19 protein-coding genes are annotated in these 20030 nt (G+C 56.4%); 8 read left to right on the top strand and 11 right to left on the bottom strand.

The annotated features are described in order from the left end of the window. Positions 1-36: 36 nt before the first annotated feature. Both ACP2AU_RS07125 and ACP2AU_RS07120 read right to left on the bottom strand, forming a co-directional pair. The gene (locus tag ACP2AU_RS07125; RefSeq protein ID WP_426375414.1) at positions 37-423 is read right to left on the bottom strand and encodes a DUF2750 domain-containing protein; all 387 of its coding nucleotides are present in this window, start codon (positions 421-423) and stop codon (positions 37-39) included. 36 nt (positions 424-459) lie between these two features. Continuing rightward, positions 460-1098 carry an SDR family oxidoreductase gene (locus ACP2AU_RS07120; protein WP_426375413.1) on the bottom strand — a complete coding sequence of 213 codons (639 nt, stop codon included), beginning with the start codon at positions 1096-1098 and terminating at the stop codon, positions 460-462. A 186-nt stretch (positions 1099-1284) separates the two neighbouring features. Here ACP2AU_RS07120 and ACP2AU_RS07115 point away from each other — a divergent pair, with 186 nt between their 5' ends. After that, positions 1285-1950 (top strand): glutathione S-transferase family protein, encoded by a 666-nt coding sequence (locus tag ACP2AU_RS07115; RefSeq protein ID WP_426375412.1) that lies wholly within the window; start codon positions 1285-1287, stop codon positions 1948-1950. 42 nt (positions 1951-1992) lie between these two features. Here the strand turns inward: ACP2AU_RS07115 and ACP2AU_RS07110 are convergent, their stop codons facing one another. The 4 genes from ACP2AU_RS07110 to ACP2AU_RS07095 form a co-directional block, all read right to left on the bottom strand. After that, positions 1993-2727 carry a ZIP family metal transporter gene (locus ACP2AU_RS07110; RefSeq protein WP_426375411.1) on the bottom strand — a complete coding sequence of 245 codons (735 nt, stop codon included), beginning with the start codon at positions 2725-2727 and terminating at the stop codon, positions 1993-1995. Positions 2728-2907: 180 nt separating this feature from the next. Next, positions 2908-3981 carry an SO2930 family diheme c-type cytochrome gene (locus ACP2AU_RS07105; protein ID WP_426375410.1) on the bottom strand — a complete coding sequence of 358 codons (1074 nt, stop codon included), beginning with the start codon at positions 3979-3981 and terminating at the stop codon, positions 2908-2910. A gap of 158 nt (positions 3982-4139) precedes the next feature. Then, positions 4140-4694, bottom strand: coding sequence for a methylated-DNA--[protein]-cysteine S-methyltransferase (locus ACP2AU_RS07100; RefSeq protein ID WP_426375409.1), 555 nt, complete (start codon positions 4692-4694; stop codon positions 4140-4142). A gap of 40 nt (positions 4695-4734) precedes the next feature. Then, positions 4735-6498, bottom strand: a complete 1764-nt coding sequence (locus ACP2AU_RS07095; protein ID WP_426375408.1) for a DEAD/DEAH box helicase family protein — start codon at positions 6496-6498, stop codon at positions 4735-4737. A 405-nt stretch (positions 6499-6903) separates the two neighbouring features. On the opposite strand from ACP2AU_RS07095, the gene ACP2AU_RS07090 reads away from it, so the two are divergent. Beyond that, positions 6904-7182 (top strand): YebG family protein, encoded by a 279-nt coding sequence (locus tag ACP2AU_RS07090; protein WP_426375407.1) that lies wholly within the window; start codon positions 6904-6906, stop codon positions 7180-7182. Positions 7183-7220: 38 nt separating this feature from the next. Here ACP2AU_RS07090 and ACP2AU_RS07085 read toward each other — a convergent pair whose 3' ends face one another. After that, positions 7221-7703, bottom strand: coding sequence for an FKBP-type peptidyl-prolyl cis-trans isomerase (locus tag ACP2AU_RS07085; protein ID WP_426375406.1), 483 nt, complete (start codon positions 7701-7703; stop codon positions 7221-7223). A 96-nt stretch (positions 7704-7799) separates the two neighbouring features. Between ACP2AU_RS07085 and ACP2AU_RS07080 the strand changes: the two genes are divergently transcribed. The 3 genes from ACP2AU_RS07080 to ACP2AU_RS07070 all read left to right on the top strand — a co-directional run bounded on the left by ACP2AU_RS07080 (position 7800) and on the right by ACP2AU_RS07070 (position 10091). Continuing rightward, a complete protein-coding gene (locus ACP2AU_RS07080; RefSeq protein WP_426375405.1) occupies positions 7800-8402 on the top strand; it encodes a DUF938 domain-containing protein in 603 nt (200 codons plus the stop codon). A 119-nt stretch (positions 8403-8521) separates the two neighbouring features. Then, positions 8522-9634, top strand: coding sequence for an ADP-ribosylglycohydrolase family protein (locus ACP2AU_RS07075; RefSeq protein WP_426375404.1), 1113 nt, complete (start codon positions 8522-8524; stop codon positions 9632-9634). Between the two features lie 250 nt (positions 9635-9884). Then, positions 9885-10091, top strand: a complete 207-nt coding sequence (locus tag ACP2AU_RS07070; RefSeq protein ID WP_219474292.1) for a cold-shock protein — start codon at positions 9885-9887, stop codon at positions 10089-10091. 80 nt (positions 10092-10171) lie between these two features. On the opposite strand, the gene ACP2AU_RS07065 is transcribed toward ACP2AU_RS07070, so the two are convergent. Next, positions 10172-10501, bottom strand: coding sequence for a thioredoxin family protein (locus tag ACP2AU_RS07065; protein ID WP_426375403.1), 330 nt, complete (start codon positions 10499-10501; stop codon positions 10172-10174). A gap of 576 nt (positions 10502-11077) precedes the next feature. On the opposite strand from ACP2AU_RS07065, the gene ACP2AU_RS07060 reads away from it, so the two are divergent. Both ACP2AU_RS07060 and choX read left to right on the top strand, forming a co-directional pair. Continuing rightward, entirely contained in the window at positions 11078-11518 is a 441-nt protein-coding gene (locus ACP2AU_RS07060) for a DUF3010 family protein (protein ID WP_426375402.1), read from the top strand. 218 nt (positions 11519-11736) lie between these two features. Continuing rightward, positions 11737-12684, top strand: a complete 948-nt coding sequence (gene choX, locus ACP2AU_RS07055) for a choline ABC transporter substrate-binding protein (protein WP_426375401.1) — start codon at positions 11737-11739, stop codon at positions 12682-12684. A 64-nt stretch (positions 12685-12748) separates the two neighbouring features. On the opposite strand, the gene ACP2AU_RS07050 is transcribed toward choX, so the two are convergent. Continuing rightward, a complete protein-coding gene (locus ACP2AU_RS07050; protein ID WP_426375399.1) occupies positions 12749-14029 on the bottom strand; it encodes a dicarboxylate/amino acid:cation symporter in 1281 nt (426 codons plus the stop codon). Between the two features lie 496 nt (positions 14030-14525). On the opposite strand from ACP2AU_RS07050, the gene ACP2AU_RS07045 reads away from it, so the two are divergent. Beyond that, on the top strand, positions 14526-15434 hold the full coding sequence (locus ACP2AU_RS07045; protein ID WP_426375398.1) for a bestrophin family protein: 909 nt from the start codon (positions 14526-14528) through the stop codon (positions 15432-15434). A gap of 177 nt (positions 15435-15611) precedes the next feature. Here ACP2AU_RS07045 and ACP2AU_RS07040 read toward each other — a convergent pair whose 3' ends face one another. Both ACP2AU_RS07040 and ACP2AU_RS07035 read right to left on the bottom strand, forming a co-directional pair. Next, positions 15612-18734, bottom strand: coding sequence for an efflux RND transporter permease subunit (locus ACP2AU_RS07040; protein WP_426375397.1), 3123 nt, complete (start codon positions 18732-18734; stop codon positions 15612-15614). Beyond that, entirely contained in the window at positions 18731-20026 is a 1296-nt protein-coding gene (locus ACP2AU_RS07035) for an efflux RND transporter periplasmic adaptor subunit (protein WP_426375396.1), read from the bottom strand. The genes ACP2AU_RS07040 and ACP2AU_RS07035 overlap by 4 nt, the downstream gene beginning before the upstream one ends. Positions 20027-20030: the final 4 nt, after the last annotated feature.

Here is a 20030-nt window from a genome sequence, read left to right as displayed (position 1 = left end):
TGAAAAATGCACTTACAGGGCTGCCCGCATTCAGGCTCAGAACGCCGTTGACATCACTTCCTGGAGATCCTTCTTCAGTTCCTCTGGCATTGTGATCCAGAGTTCTCCATCCGCGCCGGGGAGCACGCCAATTTCAAGGCCATCCCGGGTCAGACCCGGCACCCACTTATTGAAAAAGTCCGGCAGGGACAGCGCTTTCGGGCGAAGATCACTCGATGGCCCGGCATAGTTAGCCGCAAAGTCTTCGCTGGGCCAAACCGGAAGATAGCCCACGCCATCCTCGTCCGATACGATTTTCAGGAACTGGTTTTCGGTGTTAATTAGTATCCAGAGCTCACGCTCCTCTACGACAGCGTCCAGAAAAAAGTCGTAGCGCTCCTCGCCATCCATTTCCAGAATCGAGGCTAACGGGTTATCGCTCATTACGGCTCACTTATTGATCATGCCGGCTAAGACGGCTCAGAGTTTCGCCAACGCATCTCGCACTGGCACATCACCCGACACTACATCAAAAACCCGGCGGTCGGTATTGTCAGAATCCAACACCGCCAGCAGAACCCGCGCAACATCCTGGCGGGGAATCTCGCCAAACGCTGCCGGCTGATCACTCGCCGATACCTTGCCGGTGCCATCGTCATTGGTCAGTCGACCGGGGCGCACGATGGTGTAATTCAAGCCACTGGCTTTGAGGTGCTCATCGGCATTACGCTTGGCCTGGAGATAATGTTGCAGCTTCTCCGGCCCCTTCTCCGGCTCTTCGGCGCGCATACTGCTGACGATGATAAAGCGATTGATGCCCATCGCCTTTGCCGTATCTATCAGGCGAATGGCACCGTCCTGGTCAACGTCGACTGTCTTGTCCGGCCCCGTATGGGGGCCTGATCCTGCAGTAAAGACCACGGCATCGCAGCCCCGCATAGCTTCACTGCAGTCTTGTTCCAGATCACCAATAACGGTCTCGGTTGCTCCCAGTTTCTGCAACTCCGGGCCCTGGTCTGCATGACGTACCAGCGCTCGGGCCTCATGGTTGCTGTCGGCCATTTCTTCCAGCAGATAACGACCGATCTGGCCGTTGGCTCCTGCAATAAATACGTGCATGGAATACCTCTCGTTTTCGACTGTGTGAATTTCGCTTACCCCAAAGCTGCGCCCGGCAGACGGATAATTCAAGAGACAGGGCCATTTTTAAGGCATAACCTGTTTGCACTTTTAGGTGAACCAAACAGTCCTTCACGGCCTACTGTAGTAACCTGTCCACTTATTTCACGAGAACGGAGCTTCCGCATGATCACAGTACACCACCTCAACAACTCACGCTCTCAGCGCATTCTCTGGATGCTGGAAGAGTTGGGCGTGCCCTACGAGATTCAGCGCTACGAGCGGGACCCCGAAACCATGCTCGCCCCGGCAAGCCTCAAGAAAGTCCACCCCTTGGGTAAATCACCGGTAATAACCGATGGGGATCTGGTGGTGGCGGAGTCTGGCGCCATCATCGACTACCTGGCCCACACCTACGGCAAAGACACTCTGTTGCCAGAGGCCGGCGGCCAGCAATGGCTGGATTACACTTACTGGATGCATTATGCGGAAGGCTCACTGATGCCGCCGCTGGTGATGCGCCTGGTCTTTGAAAAAGTCAAAACCAGCCCGATGCCGTTTTTCATCAAGCCCATCGCCAAAGGCATTTCCGATAAAACCAATCAGATCTTCATCGGCCCGATGATCAAAACCCACCTGGACTTCGTGGAGTCACAGCTGGCCGGAAAGACCTGGTTTCTGGGGGAGCAGTTGAGCGCGGCCGACATTCAGATGAGCTTCCCGCTGGAGGCCACCGTCGCCCGCGGCACCGCTGGTGATCGGCCCAACATCAAAGCCTGGGTTGCGCGGGTACACGCACGCCCCGCGTACCAGAGGGCGCTGGAGAAAGGCGGCGAATACGATTTTGCCTGAGCCTGCCGCACCGGGCCGCTGGCTTAACCGGCCAGCGCGCCCCTAGCCGGACAATGCCACCTCACCTACAACCCCCAGCATAAAGCCCGCCAATGCGCCCAGAGGCGGGGCCCAATGCCTCTTCAAGTGCACCTGCGGTGCAATGTCCTGAAAGATAATGTAGAGAATGCCACCGGCGGCAAACAGCATGATACCAGACACCAGCTGGGGCATATCCGACAGGAGAAAATACCCCAGGGCGCCTGCGACAGGCCCTAGCAGGGCCATAAGCGCGAGAGTGCCAATGATTTTCAAACGGCCATAATGGGTGGACTCTGCCAACTCTCGATAGGAATTGAATCCCTCCGGAATGTTTTGTAGCGCAATAATGCCGGCCAGCAACATACCGCCCTCGCTGGAGACGGAAAAGGTGGCACCGAGAGCCAGCGCTTCGGGTACAAAATCAGACAACATGGCCACCAGCTGGCTGGCCTGGGTGCCATTGGCGGCCAGCCATCGATCCAGCATCATAAATGCCACGCCACCGGCAGAAAAGCAGGCCACAATCGCCCAAATGGCAAGGTTCTCCGTGCCTTCCGGCACCAGAACCAAAGCGACCGCCGCCAGCAACGCACCGCCACCAAACGCGATCACACTGTGGCGAACTTCGGTTTCCAGCCAGCGTGGGTGAATGCGCTCCACCGAGGCCAGCGCCGCACCCAGCGGCATGGCCAGGCCGGCAATCAAAGTCAGCAGAACTATCTGCAGAAGGCCATTGGCCTGAAGAGCTTCCAGCATTTCCACCTACCCTTATCCGTCCCGAAGCTTGAAACAGCAAAATCACCATGGGTTGTCATCATAGCCAGACAGGAACCATAGCAAAGTTGCTGTTATCAAGGGCGTTAAGAGGCCGAGGGAAAGTGCAGGAAAACTGATGGCCTGCTCTTACTCGACAGGCCATCAGGTCGACACGATCATTCAGGGCGAGCAACTGGCGCTCGGCAACTGGTTGATCCAGCTCCGTATCAGCCTTGCCCCTTCCTGATGCACGGTGCTGCGGCCTAGCTCCGGCATTTTGTGGCGGCTATCGGTGGTTTCAATGCGGAACTGCAGGTAAGACTCGTCAGCATTGCCGGGAATCACATCAAACGGGTAGCCGTCTTTGCCCCCGGCGACGGGGTCTTTGCAGACACCGAACTTGCCCGGCGAATCTGCGTACACCCGGTTGTATTCCAACTGCACGCCGCTGCTACCGGCAGGACCGGCATAGCCTTCTGGCAGGGTCAGGTCGGCACGATGGCAATGGGCGCAGTTGATGTCCAGGTAGGCCCGGGCCTTGTCGTTTAGCTCGGTTGCGCTCAACGAGGCAATGTTGGTTTGGTCATCAAACGCAGCTGCCTTTTCCACGCTGTTGAAATCGGCAGGCAAGCCCGCCAGCAACTCACCCTCCGCCCAGTACTGCAACTGGTTGTACACGGTGCCATCCGGATAGGTGTAATCCTTGTTCAGGTAACGGGCTTTCGGCCCGATAGGCAGAAATATCTGCTCCCGCTGATCGTCCGATCCCTCAAGGTCCGGCACGATGGAATGGCAGGACGTACAGTCCGCCGCTTTCGGCACCGCGTAATCAAAGGTCAGGGTCTGGCCCTGATTGTTAATGGTACTGAGATCCGTCAGGCGCTTGCCGGCAATCGCCAGCGTGGCATCGGTTTCTGAGGACCAGTAATACGGCAGCGCCACCCAGCCATCGTCTCGATGAATCAGTAGACGGGGCTCGATCACCAGTTCATCACCATCGCGCATCGCCGTGTTGGCCGGCAAAGCGAACGTTTTGGTAATTACCGTGCCGACCGGGAAGTCCAGCGCCTCCGATTCGTTGTAACCCACGGTCTTGCCTTCAGGCACAAAAACAAATCGGTACTTGCTGGTGTAATCAGAAAACAAGGCGGTGGACAAATCGTAAGGCACGCCGCCTTGAGCCGGGCCGCTGGTCGGGTCACTGGCGTCCGCAAACAGCTTGTAATCAGACAGATTCGGGCAGGTTTCAGACATCAGGGCATCCCAATTCACCCCGGCTGCCTGCGCATCGCAGCTGCCCTCGGCCCCCGTCGGTGGGCCAGGGGCTGCAAGACAGGAAAAGGCGGGAGTGTGCAATTTCTTGAATCGGCAATCTTCAAGAAATTAACCAGCAAAGTGGGCTCTGGCGAGGTTTATCTGAGCTGCTCCGCAGCGAGAATCGCACGCTTGCGCTCCAGCCCCCAGCGATAACCACCGAGACCGCCATCCTGGCGCACTACCCGGTGGCAAGGGATCAGCACGGCTATGCGGTTTCTGGCACAGGCCGTAGCCACAGCCCGGACGGCCGAAGGTCTGCCAAGGCGCTCTGCCAGGGCGCGATAACTGAGCACTTGCCCCTCCGGGATTCGCTGCAGGCCCTGCCATACCTGCCTCTGGAATTCACTTCCACGAATATCCAGAGGCAAATCCGGCTTTGACGCCACTCCGCCGATGTATTGATCCAGTAAGGTAACCCAGGAATCGTGCGCCGAGGTCGGTGCGGCCGCCAGGTGCGCGTGCGGGAATTCCGACTTCAAAGCATCAAGAAGAACGCCTTCGTCATCAGCGAACTGCACACAGCAAATACCCCGGTCGGTAAAAGCCACCAGCATCCATCCCAACCGGGTGCTCCTGAGAGCATAAACAATACGTTCAACAGCCTCTTCAGGCTTGGGCGCGGCATCGGTTTCTGATTTTTGCCGGGTCATCCTGTTTGCCTCACGTATCTAGCCTCAACGGCGAACCTGATCAAATCTGGTTCGCCTTCCGATACTGCCCCTGGTAGTCAAACATACGCTCCTGCACCTGCCAGTAATGCTTCTGTTTACGGGCAATCACAAAATCCGGGGCCGGTAACATGGCCTGCATTTCCAGCACCTCGTTCACTTTGTGAAAAGTCTTCGGTGCCTGCCCGCGGGCAAATCTGCGGCCAAACAAGGTGTTGAACACCGCACGCTGGGCCGGCTTGCTGAAATCGAAAGACTCCCGGAGCTCTTCCCCGTCTTCACCATGGTAAGTGATTTTCAGCTTTGTGCCCTCCACATTCAGCGAAAGGCCCGCACAGCGAATCACCCATGCATCCTTGAGCTTCAGGGCATCGCGCAACTGATCGTCCGGATCAATGATGGTCTGCCGGCAGTGCCCGCAGTTCCGCGCTGCAATGTCGTTCTCGCCGCCACAATGCGGGCACTCCTTGAAACGGAACCGGTAATCACACTGCTGCGGCGGAGCGTTGTCGCCTTCAGCCGTTTCCAGCAGCCCCTGACATCGGCGACCATAATGCTCAATAACCCGGCCATCACTGTCGGTTTTACCCCAGAAAATATTGGCGAAGCCGCAACCGGGGCAAAACACCTGAACCGGCTCGCTGTCCGGATGGGGTTTTGGCTCCCCCACCTCCGGGTGGTGCAGGTTCATGTGGTTACCGGCGTAATCGATTACCAGGCAATCCTTCTTGTCCTCCGCCAGCCGCAATCCCCGGCCGACTATCTGCTGGTACAGGCTCACCGACTGAGTGGGGCGCAAAATGGCAATGAAGTCCACGTGGGGCGCATCAAACCCCGTGGTCAGCACCGAGACATTCACCAGGTATTTCAACTGCCGCTGTTTAAAGCGCTGAATCAGCACATCCCGATCTTTCGAATCCGTGGCCCCGGTTACCAGCGCGGTCTCGTTCTGCGGGAGATAGCCGGTCACCTCCTGCGCATGCGCCACTGTGGCGGCGAAAATCATCACCCCATGGCGCTCCGCCGCCAACTCCACCACCTGCTCGATGATGGCTCGAGTCACTCGCTTATGTTTGCTCAGCAACTGGTTGACGTCTTTCTCGGCATATTCCCCAAACCGATCCGCAGCCAGCGCGGAGAAATCGTATTGCGCCACCGCCGCGTTCACCAGCTCTGGCCGGGTGAGATAGCCCCGGTTGATCATGTAGCTCAAAGGCAACTCGTAAATACAGTGCCGGAACGGCTTTTCCTGCCCATCCGCAGAACCGCGCACAAATCCGCGGTAGTGGTAACGGTAAATCCAGCCCATGGCCAGGCGATAAGGAGTGGCGGTCAGCCCAAGAACCTTGAGCGACGCGTTCTGCTGGCGCAGCAGTTCGATGATGCGTTGATACTGGCTGGTATCCTCGCCGCTCACACGATGGCATTCATCAATGATGATCAGGGAATACTCATTTCGGAACTGAGCCAGATTCGCCGCCACAGACTGCACACTGGCAAAGGTCACCTGATGCTGACGTTCCTTGCGTTTCAGGCCCGCGGAAAAAATGCCGCCCGACAACCCATAGCTCTCGTATTTTGCGTGGTTCTGTTCCACCAGTTCCTTCACGTGCGTCAGCACCAGAATCTTGCGCCGGGCAAGCCGGGCCAGCTCGGCAATGACCAGGCTTTTCCCGGCGCCGGTCGGCAGCACAATCACCGCCGACTCATCCGATTGACGGAAATGCTGAAGCGTGGCGTCTACGGCCTCCTGCTGATAAGGCCGAAGCTGGAAGGAAACAGGCATTGCAAGCGTCTACTGGTTGATGTGAAAGCAAAGCGACGGCGGCCATCTCGGTTTCCCGCAACTTGGGAATATCCAAACCACCCCAATCATTAGGTAACTAATATGAAAACTCACTTAGAAGGAATTTTAATGAGCCCCATCACAAAACGATTTCTGCTGGTTTCGAGCGTGTACCTTTTCACGCCATCCGTTGACGCGCTCAGCCAAACAGACAATACGGCTAACGGCGTAGAGACCATTTATTCAATCACAGAAATGACTGACGAAACACAGCCACTGATCGATCAATACCTGAACCAGAACGCCAGCCCTCAAAACACTGTATAAATATACACCACTCGTGCTAGACTGCCCACTCATCAAACGGTCTTGCCGACCATCATTACCCGGAGGCTATGGCATACCATGGGCGTAAAAGCACTTTATTATTCCGAGAGGGACGGACTGGACATGGCACTGAAAAACCCGGACAAAATGCTGTTTTCGTCCAAAGCAGAAGCCGATGCCCGGGACAAAATCCTCGAACTTTCCGAAGAAGTGGCCGCGTTCCTGCAGCGCAAGGTCAGCGGCCTGTCTGAAGAGTTGGCCGAGCAGTGCGCCCTGGCCATTGCGGAAGAAAAGGACCTGTTCACCCGGGCCCTGAAAAAGCCGGAGCTGCTTAACGAGACGGCTGACGCCGAGTAGCAACCAGGCCCGGCTGTTACCTTACCAACCACCGGTTGTCAGTGATGGTGCCCACCCGGCCCATGAACATGGCCATGGGCGATCTCCTCGGCATCCGCCGCCCGCACGTCGGTAATTTCAATGTCGAACGTGAGGGTTTTTCCGGCCATCGGGTGGTTGGTATCCACATCTGCAAATTTGTGCCCCACCTTGGCAACCAGAACGTGCCGGGGCCCCTGCTCGGTTTTTACCTGCGCGATCATGCCCGGTTTCCAGCGCTTGGCGCCCATCAGGTGTTTGATGGGGACCCGCTGAATAGCGTCTGGCTGGCGCGCGCCGTAGGCTTTGTCCGGTGACACGGTCACACTGAACGTGTCACCGGCCTCGCGGCCTTCCAGAGCCTCTTCCAGCCCCCGGATAATGCCCCCGTGGCCATGCAGGTAGGCATTGGGCTCGCCACCCCGGGAGTTTTCAACCTCATTACCCTGTTCATCACGCACACTGTAGTGAAAAAGGACCACCTGATTCTTTTCGATTGGCATAGTGTTCTCTGTACTGATTCATGTCGTCCCATTATAACGGCCTGATCAGAAAAACACTGTTTTATGCTACCGTTCCGGAAAAGGAGAAACGCCGTCATGAACACCCAACTCCCCTATTCCCAGGCCTGCGAAAACAACAAAGGCCCCATCCTGGCAAAGCTGCGCAACATTTTCAGCGCATCCGGCACCGTACTGGAAATCGGCACCGGCACCGGCCAGCACGCCGAACATTTTGCCTCTGCCCTGCCTCATCTGCGCTGGCAGCCCACTGACCACCCAAGGGCCGCGCATTTGGCAACCGCACGATTAGCGCAAGCCGCGCTGCCAAACATCCACCCCATACTCGAACTGGACGTGGGCACCGCTCCCTGGCCCGTGCAAAGCTTCCGCTGGGCATTCTCAGCAAACACCGCCCACATCATGGCGCGGGAAGAGGTCGAGCAGATGTTTCAGGGTATCGGTGCGCACCTGCAGAGCGATGGCGCGTTTTGCCTGTATGGGCCGTTCAGGCATCAGGGCGAGTTCACCAGCGAGAGCAACCGGGCCTTCGACCAATCCCTGAAAGCCAACGCGCCTCACATGGGCATACGGGATATTGAAGCACTGGCGGAGCTGGCCGGGCAGGTGGGCCTGGCAATGCAGGCGGATATCGCGATGCCCGCGAACAACGAATTGCTGGTATTCACCCGCCGCGTTTAGCGTTCATGCCTGTCGACGCCAGGCAAAAACCGGCCGGCGATGATGCTCCATGATGTCCTGAAAAACCGCGCATCACAAATGATCGTATTAACAAGGACACATCCAGCCGGGAGCGTCCAGTGCCAACACACTCCAGTTACGCAAACAGCATCAGCACCAGCCTGAAGACCCAATTCATCGCCGATGCCCTGGCCATGCCCGTGCACTGGTATTACAACCCGATGGATATTGAAAAGGCATTTCCCGGCGGCATCCAACAATTCGAGGCAGCCCCCGACTTTCACCCTTCCTCCATCATGTCGCTGCACTCCACAAGCCGTGGCGGGCGCCATGGGGGCAACCGAAACCAAGAGGAACCGCAGATTGTCGGAGACTTTATTCTCAAGGGCCGGGCACAATTCTGGAACGTACCGAACGTTCACTATCACCACGGCATGATTGCCGGTGAGAACACGCTGAACGCGCACTGCAGCCGAGTACTGATGCGCTGCCTCTCAGAAGCCAGCGGGCACTACCGGTCACAGGCCTTCCTCGAAGCCTACATTGGTTTTATGACCGCCGACCCTCCTGAGCATCCGGACACTTACGCCGAGTCGTATCATCGCGGCTTCTTCGCCAACCTGGCCAAAGGCAGGCCGCCCGAGCAATGCGCCATGGTCACCCACGACACACCGTCCATCGGCGGCCTGGTGACCATTGCTCCGCTGGTCTTTTCTGAGCGTCTCCGGGGCACAGGCATGGCAGCCATTCAGGCACTTTGCCGGGAACATCTCGCGCTCACCCATCCGGATGAAGGCTTGATGCAGGTGTGCGACCGCTATGTAAACCTGCTGTGCGGCCTGCTGGAAAAGCCAGACGAAGAAGGCATTAAAACGCTTCTCGAAGAAGCCGGTAAGGGTGCACGAGGCCTGGATGTCGCGGCCCTGGCAAACCGAAACCTGCCAGACTCCCAGGTGGTGGGCCGGATGTATTCGTCTGCGTGTTACATTTCGGACTCCTGGCCAGTGGTGCTGTACCTGGCGTACAAATACCGCAACGACCCATGGCTGGCTCTGCGGGTGAACACCAACCTGGGCGGCGACAATGTTCATCGGGGGATGGTGCTTGGGGCCATACTGGGGCTGACCAACGACGACGTGGCCAACGAGTGGTTTGATCAGTTGGTGGAGCATCGGGCAATTGGCCGGGAGATCGCCGCACTGATCTCTTCGGCAACCCAAAAGAGGGTTTAGCATCGGAAGGCCGGAATGAAGTTATTTCACCCATATCCGAAACTTTGCTATGCAGGGGCTCTTAATTAGCGTACTGTCAGTCTCGTTGGAAAGATTTAGCAAAGCATTTCACGAATAAGACCTCTTGTGTTGTCACACCTTTTGTCCTGTTTTTGATCCTGCACGTTTTTTTGTTTCCCGCATATCGCTGATCAAAGATCACAACGATCATTTGGCGGCACCTTATTGATTAATTTCAGGATAAATAGTTATGTCTACAATTACCGGCAACGTTAAGTTCTTCAACGAAGCAAAAGGTTTTGGTTTTATCACTCGTGAAGGCGGTGCAGACGTCTTTGTTCACTACAGCTCAATTCAGGGTAGCGGTTTCAAAACTCTGGCCGAAGGCCAGGAAGTTGAATTCACCGTGACCCAGGGCCAGAAAGGTCCCCAGGCAGAGAACGTGATTGGCCTGTAAATAACAGCCAATACGTAATCAGAAAAGGCAGCTTCGGCTGCCTTTTTTAATGCAAACTGAACACACCCTTCCCCACCCCATCAGTTCAACATCCCATAAGGCCGCTCCAGCGCTGCCCGCACATCGCCAATCGAAAACACCCTGGCAAATTCCGCAAACCGTTGCCCCTCGAACCACAGCTGGACAACCGGCAAAGAAAAGATACCCCGCGCGGCACACAACGGGCCGGCAGACTCCTGACAATCAATGTAGGCGGTAACCACTCCCGGAAATTCTTCTTTGCACAGTTTCCCCAGTTGAGGCTTGATGGCCTGGCACACACCGCAGTTCGCGCCTCCATACAGAAGCAGCACCGCAGGGTTGGACTGCAGCAATTGCGACAAGCTTTCTTCAGAGCAGATATTTTGCATCGTTACATCCTGATCAGCATGGCAGGTTCAATTCCCAGCGCCTGCCGGGCGAACTCGGCTTCGGGCCGCAATCGAAATCCAGTCTCGGCCTCTCCGTGAAGTGTCATGCCATTTTACTTCGGTTGCTTATTGAGTGCATAGCAAGCTCAGCAACGCTCTGTTGACTGCAATCTGGCTTTAGTTTGAATGCGTAACACTATTAGTCAATTCAAAAAGGCGACAGCTCAATACCATACCGCCCATATCCACGCAGAGCGAGCAAGCTTATGACTTACCAGTATGCAGTTGTAAAGGTTGAAGGAGACGTGGCCCTTCTGCTCTGCAACGGCTGCGGCATCACGATCGCGAAAGGCCCAAAGCACGAGGATCGCGAGCACTACTGCACCATGTGCATGAGCGGGAATTGCAAAGCCAAATTTAAAGAAGGTGTCTGAAACCCCGGTCGCACAACAAGAACCTGAGAGCCTGTCATCGTGGTAATATCCCCGTCCCGCAACGAGGCAAACATTGCGTTGGCGGTTTCAAATTCAGGCAATGCCAGGACCAATCGCTGTCGTGGCACAAGGGGCAATAACGATGATTGTGTGTGGAGTGGAACTGACAGGCAGTGACGCCGTGGTATGTATGCTGAATATGGATCGCGGGCAGTTCAACCTGCCGGAATGCAAGGTGCGCAAGCTGTCACTGCCCAAAAATCATAGTCGGGAAGATCTGCAGCGGTTTCAGGCGACCTTCGCGGAGTTGATGACCGAGTACGAGGTCTCCACGGTTGCGATCAAAGAGCGGATGCCGAAAGGCAAGTTTGCCGGTGGCGCCGTCAGCTTCAAAATGGAAGCGGCCATTCAACTGATCACCAGTATCGAGTTAACGGTGACCCTGCTTCCCCCGGCCCTGATCAAATCCACCCTGGCCGCCAACCCGCTGCCCATTGCGTTTGCAGAGACAGGCCTGAAAGCCTTTCAGGAAACCGCCTTTACCGCCGCCTATGTGGGGCAGTTGCAGAATCGCCAAGTCTGAGCGAAACCATACACAACAGACTTCAGGCGTGCGTCAGGGACTGATCCAGTGCGCTCGGTCATGCACCCCACAACCGAACCCCAAAAAAAGTAACAAAATGACGTAAACTGTCACAAATACAACCTCTTACAGCATGAACTCGCATATCATTTTCAATCAGCCTTAGGTATGATCCCCGCCAATTTTTTATTAATTGAGCGTTCAATTAAGGATTCGATATGCGAACGATGTTGATTCTGGTGCTTTTTGCATCGGTTATGGCTGGCCAAACCGCTCATGCCGCCGAACAGTGTGATCAGGTGCGATTTGGTATTGTCGATTGGACCGATGTAAAGGCAACCACGTCTGTGGCCTCGGAACTGCTGCAGGCTCTTGGCTACGATGTGGATATTTCCAACCAATCCGTTGTGGATACCTACGATGCTTTGGCGAAGGGCGACATCGACGTTTTTCTGGGCAACTGGATGCCGAGTATGGCCCCGGTGGCAGACCCGCTGATTGAGGCCCAGAAGGTCGAGCGGCTGGGCGCCAACCTCGAGGGCGCCAAATACACCCTGGCCGTGCCGCAGTACGTCTACGATGCCGGAGTCAAACACTTCTCGGACATCGCCCGGTTTGCAGACAAGTTTGAAAACAACATTTACGGCATCGAAAAAGGCAACGATGGCAATCTGCTCATCCTCGATATGATCAATTCCAATGCCTTTGGTTTACGCCCGTTTGAGTTGATTGAAACCTCTGAGCGCATCATGTTGGCTCAGGTGAATGGCGCGGTTCGTGATCAGGAGTGGATTGTCTTCCTGGCCTGGGCGCCCCACCCCATGAACGAGCGCTTTGATATCGCGTACCTGGATGGCGGTGACGATTACTTTGGGCCGAATAAAGGCGGTGCCACGGTGTACACCAATACCCGAGCCGGATTTTCCGAACAGTGCCCGAACGTCGCGACCCTTCTGGACAACCTGGAATTCTCTCTGGCAATGGAAGGCCAGGTAATGGATATGATTTTGAACCAGTTTGTGCCCCAGGACCGGGCGGCCCGCCACTGGATGCATCAAAACCCGGAGGCCGTGGAAGCCTGGCTCAACGGCGTTACTCATCGTGATGGCCGTAAAACCAACCCCACCGCTATAGCGCAATCGATGAAGCTGACCCTGAATAACTAGAGGCGTCAGTCAAAACGCAAAAAGCCCCGCTTGGGGCTTTTTGCGTATTTGGGCAAGCTCGAGATCATTCCCGCCCGTAAGACCATTGCTGCTCTGGCATCGCCGCGCCCGGGCCTGTCTCTGTCGCCTCATGCTTCTCTTCGGAACGGGCAATCACCGACGTACACACCAGATCCCCCGTCACGTTCATCGCTGTAGCGCCCATACCCACCAAAGCATCGATGGACACCAGCAGCGCCACAGTTTCAATGGGCAGGCCCACCTGGGCGAATACCGTGGCAATCATCACGATCCCTGCGCCCGGCACACCGGCCGTACCAATGGAAGCGAGGGTCCCGATCAACACAATTTCCAGCATGGTAATCATGTCGAGAGGCACGCCAATGACATTGGCCGCGAATGCAGCCGAAATAGCGATGCGGATACCCGCTCCATCCATATTGATGGTGGCACCCAGCGGCAGACTGAAGCCGTAAATACTTTGCGGAACACCCATACGCCGGGCGGCGTTCAGGGTCAGGGGCAACGTGCCAGAGCTACTCTGGGTGGCAAAGGCCGTGGCGACCGGCGCCCGCGCCTCACGCACAAAGTCCATCAGGCTAACGCCATTCAGGCGCATAAGAACCCCATAGACCACCAGTTGCACCGCCAGAGCGATGTACAACACCATCACCATATCGCCCAGGGCGAGGATAGTGTTCATGCCTTGCTCACCGGCGGTACTGGCGACAATGCCGAATACACCAATCGGCACATACTGCAGTACCCCGGCCATCACCTTCATGGTGACCTCGTTAAGGCCGGAAACCACCCCGTAAACACGCTCGGCGGCTTCTGAGTGCGCCTGTGATTCCCGCAGCTTCAGTAGCGCAATACCAAACACAATCGCGGTAAAAATAATCCCCAAAAGGTTCGGCTCGGCAAAAGCCCCCACGATATTGGTGGGCACAATATTCAAAAGCACCTGCACAAATCCTGGATTCTCCGGCACATCGACACTCGCCGAAGACGACAGTTCCAGACCACTGCCGGGAGCAAACACCGAGGCGACGACCAGCCCAACCGCAATGGCTAATGCAGAGGTCAACACATAAAAACCCAGTAGCTTCCTGCCCACACGCCCCATACTGCCGAGGTTAGCCTGATTGATGCCCACCATAAGGGTGAACAGAACAATCGGCACAATCAGGAACTTGAGCAATCGAAGCAGCAAGTCGCCCAAAGGGTTCAGCCACTCAGCCACCGTCGGGCCGCCCACCAGCCCAACCACCAGGCCCAGCACCAGCGCAACGCCAATGCGCAGCACCAGTGAGGTATTCAAATACGCGTTAAATACAGCTTTCATGGAGGCTCCCATACACCCTAACCATTTAGTGAGCAGGCAAACTATTACGTTGAGGGAGGGGATTCTGGTCAGTAGTGGCTTGTGGGTAAACCGGTAGTGCCACTTACGTTACTCACAAAAGTTGTGGATAACGTTGTTGGGAACCTAGGGTTAAGTAACTGAAAGCCCCACGCCACAGGGGCTCCGGGAAATTGATGCAAAATTGGGCTATTAGTGGCTGATATATGGATATAAATTATTAGTCTCAAAAGAAGTAAAAAAGCAAGGCCTGGCCAAACAAATCGCGCAAATAGAAACCGGCCAGTGGCCAGTTACTCACAAAAGCTGTGGATAACATTGTTGGGAACCTCGGGTTAACTACCCGGGAGCCGCGCGACACAGGGGCTCGGGAAACCTGATGCAAAAATAGCCGGTATGTGACCAACACCTCCAACTGTCTTCTGGCGAGCTTTGGGTTATTCTCTGCGCCCAAGCATCAATGACAGGAGTTTCGAACATGATCGTCCGCGAACGCCCCGGCGCTCTCCGGCTCATGCTGGCCTGGAAAGGGTCCGTTGTTCCCCACATTCTGCCGCACATCGCGTTGGCCGGGCTATTTGCTGCCGCAGTAACCTGGGTGTCGCGCCACCACTACCTCGACGGCATTGTGGATTATTCCCTGCTGCCATTCACGATCATGGGCATTGCCCTGTCCATTTTTTTAAGCGTGCGCAACACCGCCACCTACGACCGCTGGTGGGAAGCCAGAAAACACTGGGGGCACATGGTGTATGAAATACGCAGCCTGGCGCGCACCGGCAATATCTATTTGAACACGGAGCGACAGCGGGCTCTGTTAATACGGTGCCTGGCGCACACTCATCTATTGCGCGGCCAGCTGCGGGGGGAAGATGTGCGGCACGACTTACCAGAGGCACTGCCACCGGCTTTGATCGACCAGGCCCTGAACGCCCAGAACCCGGCCGCCTTCATGCTGCACCAGGCCGGAAACGTGCTGACCGAAGCCCGCCGGGCGGGCGAGCTGGATTCGGTAGCCACCGCGGCCATCGACCGGCACCTGCACAACCTGGCTGGCATTCAGGCGGCCTCAGAACGCATTGCCCTGACCCCGCTTCCGTTTGCCTATACCCTGCTGGCGCACCGTACCGCCTATGTCTACTGCTACCTGTTGCCGTTCGGGCTGGTGGGTGTTGCCGGCTGGTTTACGCCGGTGTTCACCGCCATCGTGGCCTACACCTTTTTCGGGCTAGACCGGCTGTCAGAACAGCTCGAATTCCCCTTTGGCCGGCACACCAACGACCTGCCTCTGGATGCCATCTGCCGGATTCACGAAATCAGCGTGGCCGAAGCCCTGGGCGACCCGGCACCGGCGCCGCTGCAGCCGGTTCACTACCAATTGCAGTGAGGGTCAGGTTGGGCATGGCGCCGCATTCTAGCCGCTTAGGTCGCAAAGCGAACGTTCAGGCAAATAGATTTTGGAATATGCGCAGTAGACGGGTAGGCACTCTGCGAATGATCGTGATAACCGGTAAAGACGTGATAGCAAGGTGCCAGGCCGAATCTTGGCACCTTGCTATCGGCGTTACTCACCAAGAGTTCGCTGTTTCCAGAGATAAAAGAGCACAGGAATCACCAGCAGCGCCAGAATGACAGCGGAAATCATACCGCCCACCATAGGTGCCGCAATCCGGCCCATCACCTCCGACCCTGTACCGGTGCCAATCATAATGGGCACAAGCCCCCCGATAATGGCGGCCGCCGTCATCATGATTGGCCGAACCCGCATACCGGCACCGTGTAGTACGGCATGGCGGAGGGTTTCTCGCCTTGGCGTCAGCCCTTTGTCATCACACGTTTCCAGCATTGCGTTATAAGCCTGATTCAAATACACCAGCATGATCACCCCAATCTCTACCGCAACGCCGGCCAGCGCAATGAAACCGACACCGACGGCTACCGAAAAATTATAACCAAGCAGATACATCAGCCAGATAGCACCGATCATCGCAAACGGTAGCGTGCCCATAATAATCCCCACTTCGGCAAAACGGCGGAAGTTAAGAAACAGCAGGATGACGATGATGGCCAGCGTTAACGGCACCACATAGGTCAGTTTTTCCTTCGCACGGAGCATGTACTCATACTGACCAGACCAGTTGATTGAATAACCGGGAGGTAGATCCAGCTCTTCACTCACGGTAACCATGGCCTGTTCAACATAGGTGCCTACGTCGACACCCTCAATATCCACAAAGGTCCAGCCGTTCAGGCGGGCATTCTCACTCTTAATGGCCGGCGGGCCATCCTCCACGCCGATCTCCGCCACATCTGCCAGGGCAATGCGCTGGCCGGATGCGGTCACGATGGGCAGTTGCTCCAGCTTCTCGGGCGAATCCCGGTAATCTTCCGGGTAGCGCAGATTAATTGGGTAGCGCTCAAGCCCCTCGATGGTTCTGGAAACGTTGATTCCACCAATAGCGGAGGCCACTACCTGCTGAACATCAGCGATATTCAGCCCATAACGAGCGGCACGCTCACGATCAATATCCACCTTGATGTAGCGGCCTCCAGCGACTCGCTCAGAGTAAACGGAGGCTGTACCGGGGATGTCTACCATAACTTCCTCAAGGCGTTTACCGATATTCTGGATGACTGTAAGGTCCGGGCCGGCAATCTTGATGCCCACCGGCGTTTTAATACCCGTTGCCAGCATATCGATGCGCGTGATGATCGGCATAACCCAGGCATTGGTTACCCCCGGGAACCGAATCAGAGTATTGAGCTCCTGCTTCAGCTTTTCGGTGGTCATGCCTTCCCGCCATTGATCCCTCGGCTTGAGCTGGATGAAGGTCTCGATCATCGTCAATGGAGCCGGATCGGTAGCGGTATCCGCCCGCCCCACTTTGCCGAACACGGTTTCGACTTCGGGTACGGTGGCAATCAGCTTGTCCGTTTGCTGCAACAGTTCCCGAGCCTTACCAATGGAGATGCCCGGGTAGGTGGTGGGCATGTACATCAGGTCGCCTTCATCCAGTGGCGGGATGAATTCACTGCCGATTTTGGTGGCTGGCCAAAGGCCCACAGCCAATGCCAGCAACGCAACAATAACCGTCGTTTTCGGGAAGCGTAACACCAGCTTCAGCACCGGCATATAAACGCCAACCAGCAGGCGGTTCACGGGGTTCTTGTGCTCCGGCAGCACCTTGCCGCGAATGAAATAGCCCATCAGCACCGGCACCAGCGTCACCGCCAGGGCCGCACTCGCCGCCATGGCGTAGGTTTTGGTGAACGCCAGGGGAGAAAACATCCGCCCTTCCTGCGCCTCCAGGGCAAACACCGGCACAAAACTGACGGTAATGATCAGGAGCGAGAAAAACAGCGCGGGCCCGACCTCAGAGGCTGACCGTGCAACGACTTCCCATCGGTTCTCAGACGTTAACGGGGTTCGCTCCATGTGTTTGTGCATGTTCTCGATCATTACAATAGCACCATCAATCATGGCGCCGATAGCGATGGCAATCCCCCCGAGTGACATGATGTTGGCATTGATGCCTTGCCAGTGCATGACGATAAAGGCCGCCAGAATACCCACGGGAAGGCTAAGAATCGCCACCAGCGACGAGCGCACGTGGAACAGGAAGACGATGCACACCAGGCCCACCACCAGAAACTCTTCAAGCAGCTTGAAGCCGAGATTATTGACCGCCCGCTCAATCAGACCAGAGCGATCGTAAACCGTCACCACCTCGACGCCTTCAGGCAAACTGGATTTCAGGTCTTCCAGTTTCGCCTTCACGCCATTAATGGTTGCCTGAGCGTTCTCACCAAAGCGCATCACCACAACACCGCCGACGGTTTCACCTTCCCCATTCAGTTCGGCAACCCCACGCCGCATCTGCGGGCCAACTTCAACGGTGGCCACATCTTTCAGCAATATGGGGGTACCGTTGTCATCGAGTCCTAATGGAATCGACAGAAGATCCTCACGGGACTTTATATAGCCAGACGTGCGCACCATGTATTCCGCCTCGGCCATCTCGATGACGGAGGCGCCCACTTCCTGGTTGCCTCTCTTAATGGCGTTCTGGATGTGAGCCAGAGGAATTCCCAGCGCCCTGAGTTTTTCCGGGCTGACCTTGACCTGGTACTGCTTTATCATACCGCCTAGCGCAGCCACCTCAGAGACACCCGGCACCGTTTGCAGTTCGTACTTCAGGAACCAGTCCTGCAGGCTGCGCAACTGGCTTAGGTCCTGGTTCCCAGTGCGGTCTACCAGCGCATACAGGTAAACCCAGCCAACTCCGGTAGCGTCTGGCCCGAGCTGAGGCCTTGCAGAGTCTGGAAGGCTGGGCGCAACCTGGGACAGGTATTCCAGTACCCGGGAGCGGGCCCAGTACATGTCGGTGTCTTCATCGAAGATCACGTAAACATAGGAGTCACCGAAGAACGAGTATCCCCTGACCGTTTTCGCGCCCGGTACCGAGAGCATGGCTGTCGTCATCGGGTAGGTCACTTGGTCTTCCACCACCTGCGGCGCCTGGCCTGGGAAACTGGTTTTGATAATGACCTGCACATCGGACAGATCCGGCAGAGCATCCACCGGCGTTTGTTTCAGCGAATAAAGGCCGAGCCCTGTGATAAGCAACGTCGCCAGCAACACCAGGAAGCGGTTACGAATAGACCAGTGAATAATAGCGGCAATCATGACTCGCCTCCGCCATGGCTCATGGTGCTGTGATCCATGCCTTCATGATCCATCCCCTGCTCATCCATATCCTGAGGCGATGACATCCGTTGGAAGTCCGAGGTTTTGCTGGATTCCGAATCGATTAGGAACTGGGCGGATGTGACCACCGTGTCGCCTGGCGAGAGGCCATTGAGTATTTCCGCATACTTGTCGCCGACGCGCCCAACGTTCACGTTAACCGACTTGAAGGCGCCCTCTTCCATCGACAGAACCAGTCGATCGCTCTGTCCGGTGCGGATGACCGACTCCCGTGGCACCAGAAACTGCCGCTGTCCCCGTTCGCCCTGAACATCCAGGCGAGCGAACATGCCTGGCATCAGAACACCATCATCGTTATCAAAGCGCATCCGCACTTGCGCCGTCCGGGTTTTCGGGTTCACTTCGGGGTAGACGTAATCCACGTTTCCGCGCCACTCGCGACCGGGCATGTAATCCAGCGTCATCTGCACCCGATTACCAGCCTCTACGGCGGAAAGCTGGCTTTCAAACACTTCGCCGATCACCCAGACCTCATCCAGTGCGGCAATCGATAAAACCCGGTTTCCGGGCTTGATGAACATACCCTCACGAACATTCAGATTCTCGATCACCCCGGAACCCGGAGCGTAAACCGTCATGGTTCTCTGGACTTCGCGCTTCTGGCGCAGTTGGCTGATCAGACTAGCCGGTACGTTCAGCGCCAACAATCGCTCGGTAGCAGCATCAACCAGTCTCTGATTGCCACGGTTCATCGCGAGAAGCAGTTCTTCCTGCGCATTCACAAGGGTGGGCGAGTACAGCGTGTACAAAGGCTTGCCTTGCTTAACAGGCTCGCCCTCGGCTTTGACATAAAGCGCTTCGATCCAGCCTTCAACACGAGGGTGCACGTGGGCCATCTCGTCTTCGTTGTACTGCACGTAGCCTACGGTAGTAATGTTGTTAGGCAGGCGCCCCTGAATCACCGGCTCCGTTCGAACCCCAAGGTTGTTGACGACCGTTGGTGAAATTCGGACCGTGCCGGCTGGATCCTCAGCTGACCCACCCTCCTCGTATACGGGGATCAGATCCATCCCCATCGGGGATTTTCCGGGTTTGTCACTTTTGAAATTGGGGTCCATCGGGGCTACCCAATACAGCGGCTCCTTTGGGCCAGAAGCGGCCATTTCAGCTGCAGGCGTCGAAGTCGCGTCAGTGTCAAGCCAGTACGTGGCCCCTGCACCGGCGAGGCCGCCGAGCAATACAAAGCCCAAAGGGCGAGCAAAATTAGCCATGATG

The organism is Marinobacter sp. VGCF2001, from assembly GCF_049943275.1.
In the GTDB taxonomy this organism is placed as follows: domain Bacteria; phylum Pseudomonadota; class Gammaproteobacteria; order Pseudomonadales; family Oleiphilaceae; genus Marinobacter.
The sequence above is the reverse complement of the archived record's forward strand: the minus strand, read 5'-3'. Positions and strand labels throughout refer to the sequence as shown.

What these genes read in the sequence shown, in the direction of transcription:
- ACP2AU_RS07125 (WP_426375414.1), bottom strand. Translation starts at nt 423, where the DNA reads ATGAGCGATAACCCGTTAGCCTCGATTCTGGAAATGGATGGCGAGGAG.
- ACP2AU_RS07060 (WP_426375402.1), top strand. Translation starts at nt 11,078, where the DNA reads ATGATTGTGTGTGGAGTGGAACTGACAGGCAGTGACGCCGTGGTATGT.
- ACP2AU_RS07090 (WP_426375407.1), top strand. Translation starts at nt 6,904, where the DNA reads ATGGGCGTAAAAGCACTTTATTATTCCGAGAGGGACGGACTGGACATG.
- choX (WP_426375401.1), top strand. Translation starts at nt 11,737, where the DNA reads ATGCGAACGATGTTGATTCTGGTGCTTTTTGCATCGGTTATGGCTGGC.
- ACP2AU_RS07050 (WP_426375399.1), bottom strand. Translation starts at nt 14,029, where the DNA reads ATGAAAGCTGTATTTAACGCGTATTTGAATACCTCACTGGTGCTGCGC.
- ACP2AU_RS07110 (WP_426375411.1), bottom strand. Translation starts at nt 2,727, where the DNA reads ATGCTGGAAGCTCTTCAGGCCAATGGCCTTCTGCAGATAGTTCTGCTG.
- ACP2AU_RS07035 (WP_426375396.1), bottom strand. Translation starts at nt 20,026, where the DNA reads ATGGCTAATTTTGCTCGCCCTTTGGGCTTTGTATTGCTCGGCGGCCTC.
- ACP2AU_RS07105 (WP_426375410.1), bottom strand. Translation starts at nt 3,981, where the DNA reads ATGTCTGAAACCTGCCCGAATCTGTCTGATTACAAGCTGTTTGCGGAC.
- ACP2AU_RS07065 (WP_426375403.1), bottom strand. Translation starts at nt 10,501, where the DNA reads ATGCAAAATATCTGCTCTGAAGAAAGCTTGTCGCAATTGCTGCAGTCC.
- ACP2AU_RS07115 (WP_426375412.1), top strand. Translation starts at nt 1,285, where the DNA reads ATGATCACAGTACACCACCTCAACAACTCACGCTCTCAGCGCATTCTC.
- ACP2AU_RS07100 (WP_426375409.1), bottom strand. Translation starts at nt 4,694, where the DNA reads ATGACCCGGCAAAAATCAGAAACCGATGCCGCGCCCAAGCCTGAAGAG.
- ACP2AU_RS07070 (WP_219474292.1), top strand. Translation starts at nt 9,885, where the DNA reads ATGTCTACAATTACCGGCAACGTTAAGTTCTTCAACGAAGCAAAAGGT.
- ACP2AU_RS07045 (WP_426375398.1), top strand. Translation starts at nt 14,526, where the DNA reads ATGATCGTCCGCGAACGCCCCGGCGCTCTCCGGCTCATGCTGGCCTGG.
- ACP2AU_RS07040 (WP_426375397.1), bottom strand. Translation starts at nt 18,734, where the DNA reads ATGATTGCCGCTATTATTCACTGGTCTATTCGTAACCGCTTCCTGGTG.
- ACP2AU_RS07095 (WP_426375408.1), bottom strand. Translation starts at nt 6,498, where the DNA reads ATGCCTGTTTCCTTCCAGCTTCGGCCTTATCAGCAGGAGGCCGTAGAC.
- ACP2AU_RS07085 (WP_426375406.1), bottom strand. Translation starts at nt 7,703, where the DNA reads ATGCCAATCGAAAAGAATCAGGTGGTCCTTTTTCACTACAGTGTGCGT.
- ACP2AU_RS07120 (WP_426375413.1), bottom strand. Translation starts at nt 1,098, where the DNA reads ATGCACGTATTTATTGCAGGAGCCAACGGCCAGATCGGTCGTTATCTG.
- ACP2AU_RS07080 (WP_426375405.1), top strand. Translation starts at nt 7,800, where the DNA reads ATGAACACCCAACTCCCCTATTCCCAGGCCTGCGAAAACAACAAAGGC.